This is a genomic window from Reyranella sp., assembly GCF_965249915.1.
Lineage (GTDB): Bacteria > Pseudomonadota > Alphaproteobacteria > Reyranellales > Reyranellaceae > Reyranella.
This window is the reverse complement of the sequence record NZ_OZ252257.1, coordinates 4,503,933-4,520,002: the sequence shown is the minus strand read 5'-3', so window position 1 is coordinate 4,520,002 and position 16,070 is coordinate 4,503,933. Positions and strand designations below refer to the sequence as shown.

At 67.3% G+C, this 16,070-nt stretch carries 18 protein-coding genes and 1 riboswitch; of the genes, 8 read left to right on the top strand and 10 right to left on the bottom strand.

From position 1 onward, the window contains the following. Nucleotides 1–144: 144 nt before the first annotated feature. The 4 genes from ACP15H_RS22355 to ACP15H_RS22340 form a co-directional block, all read right to left on the bottom strand. Entirely contained in the window at nt 145–1,239 is a 1,095-nt protein-coding gene (locus ACP15H_RS22355) for a branched-chain amino acid aminotransferase (RefSeq protein ID WP_425068337.1), read from the bottom strand. 75 nt (nt 1,240–1,314) lie between these two features. Continuing rightward, a complete protein-coding gene (locus ACP15H_RS22350; protein ID WP_425068336.1) occupies nt 1,315–2,670 on the bottom strand; it encodes an ATP-binding protein in 1,356 nt (451 codons plus the stop codon). Beyond that, on the bottom strand, nt 2,667–3,371 hold the full coding sequence (locus ACP15H_RS22345) for a response regulator (protein WP_425068335.1): 705 nt from the start codon (nt 3,369–3,371) through the stop codon (nt 2,667–2,669). The genes ACP15H_RS22350 and ACP15H_RS22345 overlap by 4 nt, the downstream gene beginning before the upstream one ends. Nucleotides 3,372–3,377: 6 nt before the next feature. Continuing rightward, nucleotides 3,378–3,875 (bottom strand): MarR family winged helix-turn-helix transcriptional regulator, encoded by a 498-nt coding sequence (locus tag ACP15H_RS22340; protein ID WP_425068334.1) that lies wholly within the window; start codon nt 3,873–3,875, stop codon nt 3,378–3,380. A gap of 102 nt (nt 3,876–3,977) precedes the next feature. Between ACP15H_RS22340 and ACP15H_RS22335 the strand changes: the two genes are divergently transcribed. Further along, on the top strand, nt 3,978–4,619 hold the full coding sequence (locus ACP15H_RS22335) for a glutathione S-transferase family protein (RefSeq protein ID WP_425068333.1): 642 nt from the start codon (nt 3,978–3,980) through the stop codon (nt 4,617–4,619). A 143-nt stretch (nt 4,620–4,762) separates the two neighbouring features. Beyond that, nucleotides 4,763–5,683, top strand: a complete 921-nt coding sequence (locus ACP15H_RS22330) for a branched-chain amino acid aminotransferase (RefSeq protein ID WP_425068332.1) — start codon at nt 4,763–4,765, stop codon at nt 5,681–5,683. A gap of 10 nt (nt 5,684–5,693) precedes the next feature. Here the strand turns inward: ACP15H_RS22330 and ACP15H_RS22325 are convergent, their stop codons facing one another. After that, entirely contained in the window at nt 5,694–6,266 is a 573-nt protein-coding gene (locus ACP15H_RS22325) for a hypothetical protein (protein ID WP_425068331.1), read from the bottom strand. Nucleotides 6,267–6,322: 56 nt separating this feature from the next. Continuing rightward, nucleotides 6,323–6,439: riboswitch (TPP riboswitch) on the top strand. On the opposite strand from ACP15H_RS22325, the gene thiO reads away from it, so the two are divergent. The 6 genes from thiO to ACP15H_RS22295 all read left to right on the top strand — a co-directional run bounded on the left by thiO (nt 6,435) and on the right by ACP15H_RS22295 (nt 11,671). Continuing rightward, nucleotides 6,435–7,439: a glycine oxidase ThiO gene (thiO, locus tag ACP15H_RS22320; protein ID WP_425068330.1), complete on the top strand. Its 1,005-nt coding sequence runs from the start codon at nt 6,435–6,437 to the stop codon at nt 7,437–7,439. It overlaps the preceding riboswitch by 5 nt. Next, complete coding sequence (thiS, locus tag ACP15H_RS22315) at nt 7,408–7,605, top strand: sulfur carrier protein ThiS (protein WP_422008515.1); 198 nt, start codon at nt 7,408–7,410, stop codon at nt 7,603–7,605. The genes thiO and thiS overlap by 32 nt, the downstream gene beginning before the upstream one ends. A gap of 2 nt (nt 7,606–7,607) precedes the next feature. Then, on the top strand, nt 7,608–8,384 hold the full coding sequence (locus ACP15H_RS22310; protein WP_425068329.1) for a thiazole synthase: 777 nt from the start codon (nt 7,608–7,610) through the stop codon (nt 8,382–8,384). Between the two features lie 4 nt (nt 8,385–8,388). After that, nucleotides 8,389–8,988 carry a thiamine phosphate synthase gene (locus ACP15H_RS22305; RefSeq protein WP_425068328.1) on the top strand — a complete coding sequence of 200 codons (600 nt, stop codon included), beginning with the start codon at nt 8,389–8,391 and terminating at the stop codon, nt 8,986–8,988. Beyond that, on the top strand, nt 8,985–9,944 hold the full coding sequence (locus ACP15H_RS22300) for a ThiF family adenylyltransferase (RefSeq protein WP_425068327.1): 960 nt from the start codon (nt 8,985–8,987) through the stop codon (nt 9,942–9,944). The genes ACP15H_RS22305 and ACP15H_RS22300 overlap by 4 nt, the downstream gene beginning before the upstream one ends. Nucleotides 9,945–9,970: 26 nt before the next feature. Beyond that, entirely contained in the window at nt 9,971–11,671 is a 1,701-nt protein-coding gene (locus tag ACP15H_RS22295) for an FAD-dependent oxidoreductase (protein WP_425068326.1), read from the top strand. A 160-nt stretch (nt 11,672–11,831) separates the two neighbouring features. Here the strand turns inward: ACP15H_RS22295 and ACP15H_RS22290 are convergent, their stop codons facing one another. From ACP15H_RS22290 to ACP15H_RS22270, 5 genes are all read right to left on the bottom strand, one after another. Continuing rightward, nucleotides 11,832–12,302, bottom strand: coding sequence for a molybdenum cofactor biosynthesis protein MoaE (locus ACP15H_RS22290; protein WP_425068325.1), 471 nt, complete (start codon nt 12,300–12,302; stop codon nt 11,832–11,834). Between the two features lie 4 nt (nt 12,303–12,306). Next, nucleotides 12,307–12,558 carry a MoaD/ThiS family protein gene (locus ACP15H_RS22285; protein ID WP_425068324.1) on the bottom strand — a complete coding sequence of 84 codons (252 nt, stop codon included), beginning with the start codon at nt 12,556–12,558 and terminating at the stop codon, nt 12,307–12,309. After that, nucleotides 12,555–13,166, bottom strand: a complete 612-nt coding sequence (pgsA, locus tag ACP15H_RS22280) for a CDP-diacylglycerol--glycerol-3-phosphate 3-phosphatidyltransferase (protein WP_425068323.1) — start codon at nt 13,164–13,166, stop codon at nt 12,555–12,557. Before pgsA ends, ACP15H_RS22285 begins: the two co-directional genes overlap by 4 nt. After that, entirely contained in the window at nt 13,141–15,027 is a 1,887-nt protein-coding gene (gene uvrC, locus ACP15H_RS22275) for an excinuclease ABC subunit UvrC (RefSeq protein WP_425068322.1), read from the bottom strand. Before uvrC ends, pgsA begins: the two co-directional genes overlap by 26 nt. A gap of 280 nt (nt 15,028–15,307) precedes the next feature. After that, nucleotides 15,308–16,033, bottom strand: coding sequence for a PhoH family protein (locus ACP15H_RS22270; protein WP_425068321.1), 726 nt, complete (start codon nt 16,031–16,033; stop codon nt 15,308–15,310). Nucleotides 16,034–16,070 lie beyond the last annotated feature (37 nt).

Sequence of the window (16,070 nt, the reverse complement as noted above, 5' to 3'; positions counted from 1 at the left end):
ACTCCGTCGCTTTTACAAACAGCCACCTCATGCTGAGGAGCGCTCCGCAGGAGCGCGTCTCGAAGCATGGGCCCTAGCACCGCGTTTGTTGTCCATCCTTCGAGACGGCCCCTCGGGCCTCCTCAGGATGAGGTCGGTGGTGACCTAGAAAACCTTGTGGATCCAGCCGTGCGGATCGGCCGTGCGGCCGCGCTGGATGCCGACGAGGGCGGCCTTCAGCTCCTCGGTGCTGGCGCCCGAGCCGCCATTGCCGATGCGGAATTCGCCGTCCTTGCTGCGCACCGTTCCGATCGGCGTGACGACCGCGGCGGTGCCGCAGGCGAAGGCCTCGCGCAGACGGCCGCTCGCGGCGTCCTTGCGCCACTGCTCGATCGAATAGCGCTCCTCGCTCACCTTGATGCCCTTGTCCTTCGCCAGCGTGAGCAGCGAGCTGCGCGTGATGCCGGGCAGGATCGTGCCGCCGAGCGGCGGGGTGATCATCGAGCCGTCGTCGAACACGAAGAAGATGTTCATGCCGCCCAGCTCTTCGATCCAGCGCTGTTCGACGGCGTCGAGGAACACGACCTGGTCGCAGCCATGGCGCGTCGCTTCGGCCTGCGCCTGCAGGCTGGCGGCATAGTTGCCGCCGCACTTGGCGGCGCCGGTGCCGCCGGGGGCGGCGCGGGTGAAATCCTCGGACACCCAGACCGACACGGCCGGCGCATCGGTCTTGAAGTAGGCGCCGACCGACGAGGCGATGACGATGAACAGGTAATCCGACGACGGCTTCACGCCGAGGAAGATCTCGTTCGCGAACATGAAGGGCCGGATGTAGAGGCTGCCGTCGCCCTCCGGGATCCACGCCCGGTCGATCTTGACCAACTGGTCGACGGCCTCGAGGAACACCTCCTCCGGCAGGGCGGGCATGGCGAGGCGCTCGGCGGACTGCTGGAAGCGGCGGGCGTTCTCCAGCGGGCGGAACAGCGTCGCGCCGCCCTCGGCCGTGCGATAGGCCTTCAGCCCTTCGAAGATTTCCTGGGCGTAGTGCAGGACGGCCGCGGCCGGGTCCATCGGGATCGGCGCGCGCGGTTCGACCCGCGCATCGTGCCAGCCCTTGGACTCGTTGTACCGGATGGTCACCATGTGATCGGAGAAGACACGGCCGAAGCCCGGATTCTTGAGCAGCGCCGCGCGTTGATCGGCGGGAAGCGGCGACGGGTGCGGAACGTGCGTGAACTGAAGCGACGGTGTCTTGGACATTGCCTTGGACATTTCTCTCTTGAGTATTTCTTTCAATCTATCACAGGCGGCTCTGCCGCAAGTCCCCCGGACCGCTCAGAGCGGAATTCGCACGACCACGCGCAAACCGCCGAGCGGCGAGGCGGCCAGCGTGACCTCGCCGCCATGGCTGCGCGCCACGTCGCGGGCGATGCTGAGGCCCAGGCCCACCCCGCCCGTCTCGACATTGCGCGACTGGTCGAGGCGGAAAAACGGCCGGAACACGTCCTCGTAGTTCTCCGGGGGGATGCCGGGACCGTTGTCGTCGACCGTGATCTCGACTGCGGTCCGGCCGCGCACCGCCTCGATCCTGATCTCGCTGGCGTAGCGCCCGGCATTGGACACGATGTTGGTCAGGCAGCGCTTGATGGCGAGCGGCCGCAGTTCGACGTTCATGTCGCCCTTCCAGGAGACCTCGAGGGCGGCACTGCCGTGGCGCGCGCCGGCCGCGACGTCCTCCAGGATCTCCGACAGGTCCGACATCACCGGATCCTCGTCGCCCTCGCCGCGCGCGAAGGCGAGATAACCCTCGATCATGCGCTGCATGTCGTCCACATCGTCGGCCAGCTCGCGGGTCTCTGGCGACTCCGGCAGCAGCGCCAGCGAAAGCTTCATGCGGGTGAGCGGCGTGCGCAAATCGTGGCTGACGCCGGCCAGCATCTCGGTGCGCTGCTGGATCGAGCGGCGCAGTCGGATGCGCATCGTATGGAAGGCGGTGGCGGCGTTGCGCACCTCGCGCGTGCCGCCGGAGAAGGCGAAGTCGGGCACGTCGCGCCCCTTGCCGAGCGCGTCGGCCGCCACCCCCAGATGCTCGATGGGCACCAGCTCGCGCCGCATGAACCAGATGGCGAGGCCGAACAGGACCAAGGCGAGGCCGAGCTGGGCCAGGACATAGGCGAAACTCGAGCCGAAGGTCAGGCGCACGTGCGGCACCAGCACGTCCATCACGTCGCCGTCCGGCAGCTGGATTTCGATCAGGAGCTGGCCGCCGCCGATATTGTTGTCGAGGAAGAAGGGACGCTTGAGGTCGGCATTGAGCGCGCCCTGGACCTCGCGGGCGACGATGTCGAAATACTCCGGCTCCTTGAACGGCCGCACGATGCCCTTGCGGAAGGAGACGAACAGCAGCAGGTCCTGGGCGGAGCGGCGCAGGATCCACTGGCGGTGCTCGTCGTCGGGAAAGTCCGACCGCAGCGAGATCAGCAGGCGCAGGTCGCGGACCAGCAGGATGGCGAGCCGGTTGGTGACGTTGTCGCCGCGCTGGCTGTAGAACCACCAGGCCGACAGCGCCTGCAGCAACAGCATCGGCACCACGATGATGATGAGCGCGCGCGCGAACAGGGTCTGCGGCGAATGCTTGTCCGACCAGTGCGCGATGCGCTCGAAGATGTCGCTGACGACACTCCACTTCATGCGTCGACCAGACGGTAGCCCTGGCCGCGAACCGTGCGCAGATAGCGCGGAAACGACGGATCGGGCTCGATCTTGCGCCGCAGCCGCGTCACCTGCACGTCGATCGCGCGCTCGTTCACCGAGGCGCCGATGATCTTGCACAGCGTCTCGCGGCTCAGCACCTCGCCGATGCGGCCGGTGAAGGCGCGCATCAGGGCGATCTCGGCGTCCGTCAGCGCCACGCGCTTGCCCTTGTCGGTCAGCTCGCCCAGTTCGAGGTCGAACTGCATGGGGCCGAACGTCACCTGACGCGGCGCGTCGGGGGCCGCGACTGCGGCCGCCGGACGACCGCGGCGCAACACGCTCTGGATGCGCAGCAGGAGTTCACGCGGCTCGAAGGGCTTGCCGAGATAGTCGTCGACGCCTTTCTCCAGGCCGGCGATGCGATCCTTGGTCTCGACCATCGCCGTCAGCATCAGGATCGGCACGTCGTCGGTACGCCGCAGTTCCGTCGCGAATTCGAGGCCGGTCTCGCCCGGCATCATGACGTCGAGCACGATCAGGTCGAAGTCGAGCGAGCTCAGCCGTTGGCGCGCTTCTGCCGCGCTGGCCGCCGTCGAGACGCGGAAGTCGTTGCGCGAGAGGAACGACTTCAGGAGTTCGCGCAGGCGCGTATCGTCGTCGACGACCAGAATGTGCGGCTTGTCGGTCGACGCATCCATGGCGCGCTAGCGGCCGCCGCCGCGCAGCCGCTTGTCGACCACCTGGCGCTCGGGCGGATCGAGCAGCCCCAGCAGGACCTTGCGGAAACCCTCGACCGCCTCGGCGCCGGTCTCGCGATAGGCCCGGGCGAAGCGCTGGCTCTGGCGGTCCGTCAGGTCGCGCTCGAGTTCCTGGCCCTTGGGCGTGAGCCACAGGAGACGTTCGCGGCGGTCGCGTGCACCGCTCTTCTGCTCGACATAGCCCTGCTCGAGCAGGTCCTTCAGGACGCGGCTGATCGACTGCTTGGTCACCTTCAGGATCGACAGGAGATGGCCGACCGTCTGCCCGGGATGGCGCCCGATGAAGTACAGCGCGCGATGATGGGCGCGGCCGAGCTGGCGGTCCTTGAGCTGCTGGTCGGATTCGAAGGTGAAGTCGCGATAGGCATAGAACATCAGCTCGATGCCCTGGCGCAGCTCTTCGTCGCGAAGGAAAAGGGGGTTGGCGGGGGCTCGTGATTCCACGCAGTCTTTATAGTGCGGGCGCGCCGCGTTGACACCCCGCGAGAGCGGATGTTACGGCGCGAGCCTCCTTCCAGAAATTTTCCGAAACCGTGCGAGGGCGCCATGCTGACCGTTCACCATCTCGGCATGTCGCAATCCGAGCGGATCGTCTGGCTGTGCGAGGAGCTGGGCCTTCCCTACGAGCTGAAGATCTACGGCCGCGACTCGGTCACGCGGCTCGCGCCGCCGGAATACAAGGCCCTGCATCCGCTCGGGGCGGCGCCGGTGATCGAGGACGGCGACGTGCTGCTGGCCGAATCGGGCGCCATCGTCGAGTACATCGTCGCGCGGTACGGCAAGGGCCGGCTGGTCCTGCCGGCCGACCATCCCGACTTCGCGCAGTTCCTCTACTGGTTCCATTTCGCCAATGGCACGCTCCAGCCGGCGACCGGGCGCAACATGATCCTGGGACGGCTCGATCTTCCGGCGGACAACCCCCTGATCAAGGCGATGAAGGGCCGTCTCGATCTCGCCCTCGGCCTGGTCGAGGCACGGCTCGGAAAGGCCGATTACCTGGCCGGGGCGCAGCTCACGACGGCCGACATCATGGCCGTCTTCTCGCTCACCACCATGCGCAACTTCCTGCCGTTCGACCTCGCGCCCTATCCGGCGATCCGCGCCTATTTGCAGCGCATTGCCGCCCGCCCCGCCTACCAGCAGGCGATGCAGAAGGGCGATCCCGGGATGCCTCTCCTCCTCACCTGAAAATCATGGGTGAAAAACGCGCAGGGTCAGTGTGATTGACAAGGTCAGTAATATTGACCTATTTAGACCAATAGTTGTTCTGGGGATGGCCTCAGAGACCTATTTGGAATCAATCGAGAGAGGATATCGCAATGTCCTTAACCATGGATGACCGGGACGGTGTGATCTGGCTGGACGGCAAGCTGGTGCCGTGGCGCGAGAGCCGCATGCATGTGCTGACCCACGCGCTCCACTACGGCTCGGCCGTCTTCGAGGGCGAGCGCATCTACGATGGCCGCGTCTTCCGCCTCTCCGCCCACAGCGCCCGCCTGATCCGTTCGGCCAACCTGCTCGACTACGACCTGCCCTGGTCGCGCGAGCAGATCGACGAGGCGACCCGCGCCGTCGTGAAGGCCAACGACCTCACCGCCGGCTATATCCGGCCCATCGCCTGGCGCGGCTCGGAGGTGCTGGGCGTGTCGGCGATCGGCACGACGGTCCATCTCGCCATCGCCCCGTGGGCCCAGGAAGGCCGCCTCTCGGTGCAGGCGCGCGATGCCGGCATCAACGTGACCATGGCCAGGTACCGCCGGCCCTCGCCGGAGACCGCGCCCGGCCACGCCAAGGTGGCGGGTCTCTACGTGATCTGCGGCATCGAGAAGGACCGCGCGCTGAAGGCCGGTTTCGACGATGCGCTGATGCTCGACTGGCAGGGCCGCATCGCCGAGACGACCGGCGCCAACATCTTCCTGGTGATCGACGGCAGGCTGGTCACGCCGACGCCGCACAACTTCCTCGATGGAATCACGCGCCGTGCGGTGATGGGCATGGCGCGGACGCGCGGCTGGACGGTCGAGGAACGCGACGTGATGCCGGAGGAACTGGGCAAGGCGAGCGAGGTCTTCCTGTGCGGCAGTGCCGCCGAGATCGTGCCGGTCGGTTCGATCGATCAGCATCACTTCCAGGCGGGTCCCGTCGCCAAGACCCTGATGGCCGACTTCCAGAAGCTGGTGCGCGCGCCCGACAGCGAAGGCTTCGGCGAAGCCACGCACCTGATGACGCCGGCGTCGTCGCTGGCGGCCTGACCTGCGCCGTTTAAGGATCGTAAACGGCGACGAAGAAAACGGCTTCCCACCCTTCGGCCCGCAAGGTCCGGCGTCGGGAGGCGAACCAGCAGTGGACGCGGCCATGGGCGATGCTTCGGCCTAGCTCATGGCCTCGCCGCAGATGGCCGATCCGCAGTGTGGATCGGTCGGGCAACTCGGCCTCGGCGCGGACCGCATCCTCGCGATCGGAATTGCCGGGTTCGGGGATGAGGCGGATCTCGGTACCGGGCGGCAGGTCGCCGATCGCTTCGGAGTCGCTGGAAATGGACGAATAGAAGCCACGCCAACCGCGGGGCAGCGCCGCGGCCGCTTCCTTGTCTGTCTGCAGGGCCGCCAGAATGCCGTCCCGCGCATCCGGAGGGAGTTCGCGCAGCTTGATCCCGGTCGGCACGGTCATGGGACGGTCTACCCCCAGGCCATTGCGAAGTGCGCGGACGACCGGCCGAAACAGCCAGCCGACGAAGCCAAGGACCAGTTGGAAGACAAGGCCGACGACGTTCCCGAAGACGGTAAAGATGGCCTCGAACAGCGTGCCGATACTACAATCTCCATAGGCAGCCATGAATCATAGGCTATGCCACTCCGCTTGACATCGGGGCCTGCGATCCCCTTTTCTCGATGACGTCCGAGGGGTGCCCGGTCTCCACGCGGGAGGAGGGCTGAGACGGCCACGCGGCCGAACCCTTTGAACCTGATCCGGGTCATGCCGGCGTAGGAACGGGAGCAAGCGTTGGATCGGCCTGTCGTAACAATCATCGGAGCTGGCGTCGCAGGTCTGGCCTGCGCGACGGAGCTTGCCGACCGTGGGGTCACCGTCGAGGTGCTGGAGCGCAGCGCCCGTCTGGGCGAAAGCGCCTGTTCCTGGATGGCCGGGGGCATGCTGGCACCGTGGTGCGAGCGGGCGACCACCGACGAGATCGTCGCCCGTCTGGGCGAACCATCGATCGACTGGTGGCGGCGCCACTATCCCGGCACCGTCAGCCAGGGCAGCCTGGTGCTCACGCCGCCGCGCGATGCCGCCGATCTGACGCGCTTCGCGGCGCGGACCGAACGCTACGAGTGGATCGACGGCGACCGCATCGCGGCTCTCGAACCCGATCTGGCGGGACGCTTCCGCCGTGCACTGTTCTTTGCCGATGAAGCCCATCTCGAACCGCGCAAGGCGCTGGCGTCGCTGGCGGCGGGTCTCAAGGCGCGAGGCGTTCCGATCCGCTTCGGCGTCGAGGGCACGCCTTCGGCGGGCGACTCGAGGTTCCTCGTCGATTGCCGCGGTCTGGCGGCGCGCGATGCACTGTCCGACCTGCGCGGCGTGCGCGGCGAGATGCTCGTGGTCCGCACCCGCGACGTGTCGCTGTCGCGTCCGGTGCGGCTGCTGCATCCGCGCATCCCACTCTATATCGTGCCGCGCGGCGACGGCGTTTTCATGATCGGCGCCACCATGATCGAGAGCGAGGAACGCCGCGCCGTCAGCGTGCGTTCGGCCATGGAGTTGCTGAACGCGGCCTATACGCTTCACCCGGCCTTCGGCGAGGCCGAGATCGTCGAGCTGGGCGCCGACCTGCGGCCGACCTTTCCCGACAACCTGCCGTGCCTCCGGCGCGATGGCCGCGTGCTGCACGCCAACGGTCTTTTCCGGCATGGTTTCCTGCTCGCGCCCTGGCTGGCGCGGCAGGTGGCCGACGCCGTTCTTCTGGAGACGAGAGATGCGGATATTCCTGAACGACGACATGCATGAGGTCTCGCCCGGCACGCTGGCCGCGGCGCTGGAAAGTCTCGGCTATGGCGGCCGCAAGATCGCGACGGCGGTGAACGGCCGCTTCGTCGCCGCCGCCGCGCGTCCGCGCACCGAGCTGGCCGACGGCGACAAGATCGAAGTCGTCGCGCCGATGCAGGGAGGATGACCATGTCGTCGTTCTACGGCGTCGAGCTGAAGTCGCGGCTGTTGCTCGGCACCTCGCGCTATCCCTCGCCGGCGGTGCTCGAACGTGCGGTCAAGGCGTCGGGTGCGGACGTCGTGACGGTGTCGCTGCGCCGCGAGAGCGGTGCGGGGCGGGCCGGTCAGGCCTTCTGGTCGCTCATCCAGTCGATGGGCGTGCGCGTGCTGCCCAACACGGCAGGCTGCCATTCGGTGAAGGAGGCGGTGACGACCGCCCACATGGCGCGCGAGCTGTTCGACACGCCCTGGATCAAGCTCGAGGTGATCGGCGAGGCCGACACGTTGCAGCCCGACGTGTTCGGCCTGGTCGAGGCCGCGCGCATCCTGTCCGAGGACGGGTTCGAAGTGTTCCCCTACACGACCGAGGATCTCGTGGTCGCCGAGCGGCTGGTCGAGGCGGGCTGCCGGGTGCTGATGCCGTGGGGCGCGCCGATCGGGTCGGCGCGCGGCCTGAACAATGTCTATGGGCTGCGTTCGATGCGGGCGCACTTCCCCGACATTCCGCTGGTGGTCGATGCCGGGCTGGGTGTGCCCTCGCATGCCGCGGCGGCGATGGAACTGGGCTACGACGCGGTGCTGCTCAACACGGCGGTCGCCGAAGCGGGCGATCCAGTCGAGATGGCGCGTGCTTTCGCGCTGGGCGTCGAAGCGGGTCGTGCCGCCTATCTTGCGCGCCCGATGGAGCCGCGCGACATGGCCGTGCCGTCGACGCCGGTGATCGGCAAAGCGGCGCTTGGAGACTGAAGAGATGCTCGATCCGTTCTATCCCGTGGTACCCGACTCCAGCTGGGTGTCGAAGCTGGTGCCCGTCGGCACCAGGCTCATCCAGCTGCGCATCAAGGACCAGCAAGAGGCCGAGATCCGCCGCCAGGTGCGCGAGGCGAAAGCCGTCTGCGCACAGCATGGGGCCGACCTGATCGTGAACGACTACTGGCAGGTCGCCATCGACGAAGGCTGCGCCTGGGTGCATCTCGGCCAGGAAGACCTGGTCGATGCCGACGTGAAAGCGCTGCGCCGTGCCGGCATCAAGATCGGCGTCAGCACGCACGACCATGCCGAGCTCGACAAGGGACTGGCCATCGATCCCGACTATGTCGCGCTGGGGCCGATCTGGCCGACCAAGCTGAAGCAGATGCCGTGGGCGCCGCAGGGCACCGAGCGTCTGGCCGAATGGAAGAAGATCATCGGCGACCGCCCGCTGGTCGCGATCGGCGGGCTGACGCTCGAACGTGCGCTGCTGTGCCTGAAGTCGGGCGCCGACATCGCCTCGGTGGTTGGCGACATCGTGAACCATGCCGATCCGATCGGTCAGGCCAAAGCCTGGATCGCGGCGACGAGAAGGCCGTGACCAACCGCTACGCCCGCCAAGCCGTGCTGCCGGAGATCGGCGACGCAGGACAGGCGCGCCTCGGCGCCGCTTCCGTGCTGGTGGTCGGGGCGGGCGGTCTCGGCTGCCCGGTGCTGCAGTATCTCGTGGGTGCCGGCGTCGGGCGTCTCACGATCGTCGATCACGACACGGTCGAGGAGACGAACCTGCATCGCCAGCCGCTCTACGGCATGGCCGATATCGGCAAGCTGAAGGCCGAGGCGGCGCGCGCGACGCTTCAGCGGTTCAATCCGCATGTTCGTATCGATGCCGTCGCGGAGCGCCTGACGCCGCAAAACGTGGCACGGCTGGTCGCCGATGCCGACATCGTGGTCGACGCCGCCGACAGTTTCGCCGTGACCTACATGCTGAGCGACGTCTGCTTCGCGGCGGCGAAGCCGCTGGTGAGCGCCTCGGTGATCGGCATGACCGGCTATGCCGGCGTCTTCTGCGGCGGCGGCCCCAGCTATCGCGCGGTGTTTCCCGAGGTCTCGGTCGACGGCGGCACCTGCGCTACGGTGGGCGTGATCGGCACCGCGGTGGCGATGATGGGCAGCCTGCAGGCGCACCTCACCCTGCATCATCTGCTCGGCCTCGAACCCGCCGTGCTGGGCCGGGTCGTCACCTTCGACGCAAAGCGCGTGGGCTTCGGCGGGTTCGGTTTTGCCGGCAGTCCCGAACCCGAGGATCAGGTGGCGTTCATCGCGCCCGATCAGGTGCGATCCGACGACATCGTGGTCGACCTGCGCGGCCTCGACGAAGCGCCGGTGTCGCCCTTCGCGGGTGCGCGGCGGCTGGTCGTCGACACGATCGACGAACTGGGCACGCCGTCGGGCCGGGTCGTGCTGGCGTGCCGCAGCGGCCAGCGCGCGCTGATGGCGGCGGACAGATTGCGCGAGCGCGGTGTCACGAATCTTGCTCTAGTTGCCTTGGGCTGAAGCGCCCAAGCCGATAGGAGTTTCGTGTGGCCGATCCCGTTCCACCGACCATGGAAGAAGCGCGCCGCCACCAGATGTATCCGGTGCTGACGGCCGCGGAGCTGCGGCGCATCGCGCGCTTCGGCAGGAAGCAGCATTTCAGGGCCGGCGAGTTCCTGGCACGGACGGGCGGGAGCAGCCCGGGCATGTCGGTCATCCTCTCTGGCAGGATCGCGATCCTGGGCCATGACGGGCTGGGTCACGTGTCGCCGATCGCCGACATGGGGCCCGGTGATTTCGCGGCCGAACTCGCCGAACTCGCGGGTCAGCCGGCGATGGTCGACGTCCGGGCCGAGGAAGATGTCGAGGCGCTGATCGTGCCGCACGATCAATTGCGCGCCCTGATGGTCGCCGATGCCGACCTCGGCGAACGCATCATGCGGGCGCTGATCCTGCGCCGCGTGCGCCTGATCGAGGCCAACGTGGTGGGGCCCATCCTGGTCGGCGAACTCACGCAGCCGGGGATGATTCGCCTGCAGGGATTCCTGACGCGCAACGGCCAGCCGCACACCATCCTCGATCCCGAGACCGATCCCGACGCGGCGAAGATGATCGAACGTCTGTCGCCCGACGCCGACGAGTATCCTCTCGTCGTCTGTCCCGACGGCACGATCCTGCGCAATCCCGGCGAACAGGAGCTGGCGCGCTGCATCGGCCTGCTTCGGGAAAGCGCCGAGCCGCGCGTCTACGACATCGCGATCGTGGGCTCCGGCCCGGCCGGCCTGTCGACCGCCGTCTATGCGGCGTCGGAGGGTCTGTCGGTGCTCGTCGTCGAGACCCGCGCCTTCGGCGGCCAGGCCGGCGCCAGCGCGCGGATCGAAAACTATCTCGGCTTCCCGACGGGAATCTCGGGTCAGGCGCTGACCGCGCGCGCGTTCGTGCAGGCGCAGAAATTCGGCGCGCAATTCGTCATCCCGCTCGAAGTCGCGCGACTGGAATGCGGCGGCGGGCTTTCGCGGCCGATGACGTTGGAAATGACCGACGGCTGGAAGGTGCAGGCGAAGACCGTCGTGATCGCCTCGGGCGCGCGCTATCGCAAGCTGTCGCTGCCCAACCTCGGGGACTTCCTCAATCGCGGCCTGTGGTACTGGGCCTCGCCCATCGAGGCCAAGCTCTGCGCCAATGCCGAGGTCGTCATCGTCGGGGGCGGCAACTCGGCCGGACAGGCGGCGGTCTTCCTGTCGGGCCATGCCGCGAAAGTGTGGATCCTGGTCCGCGGCAGCGGTCTCGCCGAAACCATGTCGCGCTACCTGATCGATCGCATCGCGTCGGCGCCGAACATCGAGGTGCTGGCCGAGACGGAGATCGTCGAACTCGTCGGGACCGAACAGAGCGGCTTGCGCGGCGTGACCTGGCGGCACCGTCCCAGCGGGACCGACACGCACCGGCCGATCCGTCACGTCTTCCAGTTCCTGGGCGCCGAGCCCGCGACCGAGTGGATGCAGGAGTGCGGCATCGATGTCGACAGGACCGGCTTCATCCGCACCGGGGCCGATGTCGAGGCCCCCTGTCCCAAGCGTCCGCCGCTCGCCTACGAGACGAACGTGCAGGGCGTCTTCGCGGTCGGCGACGTGCGCTACGGCTCGGTGAAGCGGGTGGGCGCGGCGATCGGCGAGGGCGCGAACGTGGTCGCCCAGATCCACGGCGTTCTGGAGGCGATGGGGGAGGCGGCAGAGAAGGCGCCATAGGAGGTAGATCCGTCGTCTCGACCGGAGCACCGAAGGTGCGGAGTGGAGCGCCGCACACAAGAGACCTTCTTCCCACCAAAGCAGGCCAGTCGTTGAGAGAAGCTCTCTCCACTCCGCCGCGCTTTGCGCGGCTTCGGTCGAGACCACGGGCTTTACAGTGCTACTTCTTCTCCCAGCGGGCGGCCGCCGCGTCGTCGCCTTCGTGGGCGCCGACCCATTGCTCGCCTTTCGGCGTGTCTTCCAGTTTCCAGAAGGGCGCCTTGGTCTTCAGCCAGTCGACCAGGAATTCGCAGGCCTCGAAGGCGGCCTCGCGATGCGGCGAACCGACGGCCACCAGCACGATCCGCTCGCCCGGCTCCATGCGGCCATAGCGGTGCACGATCAGGGTGGCCTCGAGCGGCCAGCGGCGGTTGGCCTCGGCTTCGATCTCCTGCAGCGCCGTCTCGGTCATGCCGGGATAGTGTTCGAGCGTCAGCGCATCGATCCTGTCGCGATGATAGCCCTCGCGCACATGCATCTCGCGCACGAGGCCGACGAAGACCGCGAGTCCGCCGATGCGCTTGTTGCCGTCGGTGAGGCGGGCCAGCTCGGCGCCGACGTCGAAGTCGGTTTCCTGGACTCGCACGCTCATGAAATCACCCGCCGGTGAAGGGCGGGAAGAAAGCGACTTCGCGCGCGCCGGCGAGCTTCACGTCGAAGGTCGCCGTGCGCTGGTCGACGGCGGCGCCGAACGCGGCGCCTTCGGCCAGCGCCTCGGCATGGCCCGCGCTGCGGCTGCGCAACCAGACGATCAGATCGCCCACCGTGTCGATCTCCGCGGGCGGCGTCACCTCTTCTTCGGGGACTCCGACGGTGCGCTTCATCCAGGCGAAATAGCGGATCTTCACTTCGGGCCGCCCGACGCGGGAGTGTCTTCCGCCATGTGGCGCAGGCCGGTGCGCAGATAGTCGTAACCGGTGATGAGGGTGAGGGCTGCGGCGATCCAGATGAGTACGATGCCGGCTTGAGTGACCCAGTGCGCGGCCGAGTCACCGACCAGCAATGCGGCGATCGCCACCATCTGCACGGCCGTCTTCCACTTGGCGAGGGCGCTGACCGGCAGGCCGACCCGCAGTTCGGCCAGGAACTCGCGCAGGCCTGAGACCAGGATCTCGCGGGCCAGGATGATGAGGGCGGCCAGCACGTTCAGACCGGCCAGCGTGCTGTTGTCGACCAGCATGACCAGGGCGGCGGCGACCAGCAGCTTGTCGGCGATCGGATCGAGGAAGCGGCCGAACCGCGAGATCTGGTGATAGCGTCGCGCGAAATATCCGTCGAACCAGTCGGTCACCGCCGCGGCCACGAACAGCGCCATCGACAACCACTGTGCCCAGCCACGATCGAGCCAGAAGCAGGCGACGACCAGCGGGATCGCGACGATGCGCGACAGGGTGAGCATGTTGGGCAGATTGAACAGCATCGCCCCGACCTTACCGGCCGCCTCGGAAGTGGTCATGGATTTTCTGGGCGAGTGCACTGGAGATTCCGGGCACCGACTTGATGTCTTCGAGGGTCGCGCCCGAGACCGCACGGGCGCTGCCGAAATGATTGAGCAACGCGCGCTTCCGCCCGGCGCCGATTCCCGGCACTTCGTCGAGCGCCGAACGCGTCAGGTCTGCCGCACGGCGCGTGCGGTGAGTCCCGATCGCGAAGCGATGCGCCTCATCGCGCAGTCGTTGCAGGAAGTAGAGGACGGGATCGCGCGGCTCGAGCGAGAAGGGCGGCTTGCCCACCATGAAGAACCGCTCGCGACCCGCGTCGCGGTCCGGGCCTTTGGCAATGCCGACCAATGCAATGTCCTCGAGGCCGAGTTCGCTCATCACGCCGCGCACGGCTTCGAGCTGGCCCTGGCCGCCGTCGATCAGCAGCAGGTCCGGCCAATGCTCGTCGTCGCGCTCGGGATTCTCCTTGAGCGCGCGTCCGAAGCGGCGGCTCATGACCTCGCGCATCATGGCGAAGTCGTCGCCCGCGGCGCCTTCGGTCTTGATGTTGAACTTCCGGTAGGCGTTCTTGTTGAAGCCCTCGGGGCCCGCGACGACCATCGCGCCGATCGCCGCCGTCCCCTGAATGTGACTGTTGTCATAAATCTCGATGCGTTCGGGCGGCGCGTCGAGCCCGAACACGCGGGCCACGCCCTCGAGCAGCGTGCGTTGCGTGCCGCGCTCGGCCATGCGGCGGCCCAGCGCTTCACGGGCATTGTTCACCGCCTGGTCGAGCGCATCCTTCTGGTCGCCGCGTTTGGGCTGTCGGATCTCGACCTTATGGCCGGCCGACAAGGCGAGCGCGCTCTCCATCAACTCGCGCTCGGGCACGTCGTGGCTGGTCAGGATCAGCTTCGGGGCCTGCCGTCCCTCGTAGAACTGGCCCATGAACGCTTCCAGCACCTGGCCCTCGTCGAGCTCCTTGCCGTGGCTCGGGAAGTAGGCGCGGTTGCCGAGATTCTGGCCGGCGCGCAGGAAGAAGACCTGGACGCAGACCTGACCGCCTTCGGCATGGGCGGCGAAGATGTCGGCCTCGTCGATCGACGGCAGGCTGATCGACTGGTGCGAGGTGATCTGGGCGAGGGCGCGGATGCGATCGCGCAGGATGGCGGCGCTCTCGAACTCGAGATTGGCGGAGGCCTGCTCCATCCGCTTCGACAGGGTCTGCTGGATCTCGCGGTTGCGGCCGCCGAGGAAGCCGCGAACGTCCTCGACGATGGCCTCGTATTGCGGCTTGTCGATGCGGCCGACGCAGGGCGCGGTGCAGCGCTTGATCTGGTACTGGAGGCAGGGCCGCGTGCGCGTCGAGAAGACGCCGTCCGAACAGGACCGCAGCGGGAAGGCGCGCTGCAGGGCGTAGAGCGTGCGGTTGACCGCGGTGGCCGAAGCAAACGGTCCGAAATACTCGTTGCCGGGTTCGCGCGTGCCGCGATGCTTGGCGAGCTGCGGCCATTCGGTGTCGCGGCGGATGACGATGTAGGGGAACGACTTGTCGTCGCGCAGCAGGACGTTGAAGCGCGGCCGGAAGCGCTTGATCAGGTTGTTCTCGAGGAGCAGCGCTTCGGCTTCGCTGTCGGTGACGGCGAACTCCATGGTCCGCGTCGCCGACACCATGCGGATCAGGCGCGCCGCGAGCCGGGTCGGCTGCGTGTAGGAGGCCACCCGGCTGCGCAGCGAGCGCGCTTTGCCGACGTACAGAACCTCCCCGTCGGCCGCGATCATGCGGTAGACGCCCGGCTTGCGCGGCAGGGTTCGCACGAACTCGGCGATGATCCGCATGCCATCGGCAAGCGAGCCTTCGCTGGGGGGCAGATCGATGTCGGGTTCGTCGGTCACGGGCGCGGAGAATGGTGTTGCCGGGGCCTCCGTACAAGGCAAACGCGCCATGTGGGAAAGTCTGTGAAGAAACCCAAGGACCTTCGGACGTTACCCAAGCGTCACCATATTGACTCAATGTGAGAGGGGTGACAGTCCCCCGTCACCCCTCCGGTAGTGTGTTGATCTGGTTAGAAATTCTACGTTCTGGCCTCACCGTAGAAAAAGCTGGTCATCCATTTCGTTCCCGGTTCGATCCAATCGGTCGGTCCGCTTCGATCTGTGGATAAATTCGGTGGTTTTACAGCACCGACAGCATGCGGCCGACCAGGGGATGACGGACCACGTCGCCCTGCGTCAGGCGGACCACGGCGACGTCCTCGAGCCCGTCCAGCTTGGTGGCGATCGCGGCCAGTCCGGACAGTTCCGGCAGCAGATCGGTCTGGTCCGGGTCGCCGGTCATCACCATCGTGGAGTGCCAGCCCAGCCGCGTCAGCAGCATCTTGAGCTGGCCGTAGGTGCAGTTCTGGGCCTCGTCGATCAGCACGAAGGCGTTGTTGAGCGTCCGCCCCCGCATGAAGGCGACGGGTGCAATCTCGATCGTGCCGTCGTCGAGATTCTGGGCGAGACGCTTGGCGCCCAGCCGGTCGTTGAGGGCGTCCCATAGCGGCCGCAGATAAGGGTCGAGCTTCTCGCGCATGTCGCCGGGCAGGAACCCGAGATTCTCTCCCGCTTCGACGGCCGGGCGCGACAGGACGATCCGCGAGACGGTACCGCTTTCGAGCGCCTCGACGGCGGCGGCGATTGCGAGATAGGTCTTGCCGGTGCCGGCGGGACCCAGCGCCACGGTGAGCGGTTTGGAGTCTATCGCCTCCATCAGCAGTCGTTGGTTGTCACTGCGCGGTCGGACTTTCTTGATGTAGCTCTGGTCGCGGTCGTTGGCCGGAGTGTGGTCGAAAACGACGTTGTGAATACGGGCACCATCGATGGCGTGCAGCTTGGCTCGGCGTGCGGCGCGTTTGGCCATATTCTTACTCCGGTGTCAGGGTCAAAGGAGCGTGATC

Coding starts and splice junctions, on each gene's coding strand:
- ACP15H_RS22305 (WP_425068328.1), top strand. CDS start 8,389: ATGCTCGATCCGTTCTATCCCGTGGTACCCGACTCCAGCTGGGTGTCG.
- ACP15H_RS22290 (WP_425068325.1), bottom strand. CDS start 12,302: ATGAGCGTGCGAGTCCAGGAAACCGACTTCGACGTCGGCGCCGAGCTG.
- ACP15H_RS22335 (WP_425068333.1), top strand. CDS start 3,978: ATGCTGACCGTTCACCATCTCGGCATGTCGCAATCCGAGCGGATCGTC.
- ACP15H_RS22330 (WP_425068332.1), top strand. CDS start 4,763: ATGGATGACCGGGACGGTGTGATCTGGCTGGACGGCAAGCTGGTGCCG.
- pgsA (WP_425068323.1), bottom strand. CDS start 13,166: ATGACCACTTCCGAGGCGGCCGGTAAGGTCGGGGCGATGCTGTTCAAT.
- ACP15H_RS22325 (WP_425068331.1), bottom strand. CDS start 6,266: ATGGCTGCCTATGGAGATTGTAGTATCGGCACGCTGTTCGAGGCCATC.
- ACP15H_RS22355 (WP_425068337.1), bottom strand. CDS start 1,239: ATGTCCAAGACACCGTCGCTTCAGTTCACGCACGTTCCGCACCCGTCG.
- ACP15H_RS22345 (WP_425068335.1), bottom strand. CDS start 3,371: ATGGATGCGTCGACCGACAAGCCGCACATTCTGGTCGTCGACGACGAT.
- ACP15H_RS22270 (WP_425068321.1), bottom strand. CDS start 16,033: ATGGCCAAACGCGCCGCACGCCGAGCCAAGCTGCACGCCATCGATGGT.
- thiS (WP_422008515.1), top strand. CDS start 7,408: ATGCGGATATTCCTGAACGACGACATGCATGAGGTCTCGCCCGGCACG.
- ACP15H_RS22310 (WP_425068329.1), top strand. CDS start 7,608: ATGTCGTCGTTCTACGGCGTCGAGCTGAAGTCGCGGCTGTTGCTCGGC.
- ACP15H_RS22350 (WP_425068336.1), bottom strand. CDS start 2,670: ATGAAGTGGAGTGTCGTCAGCGACATCTTCGAGCGCATCGCGCACTGG.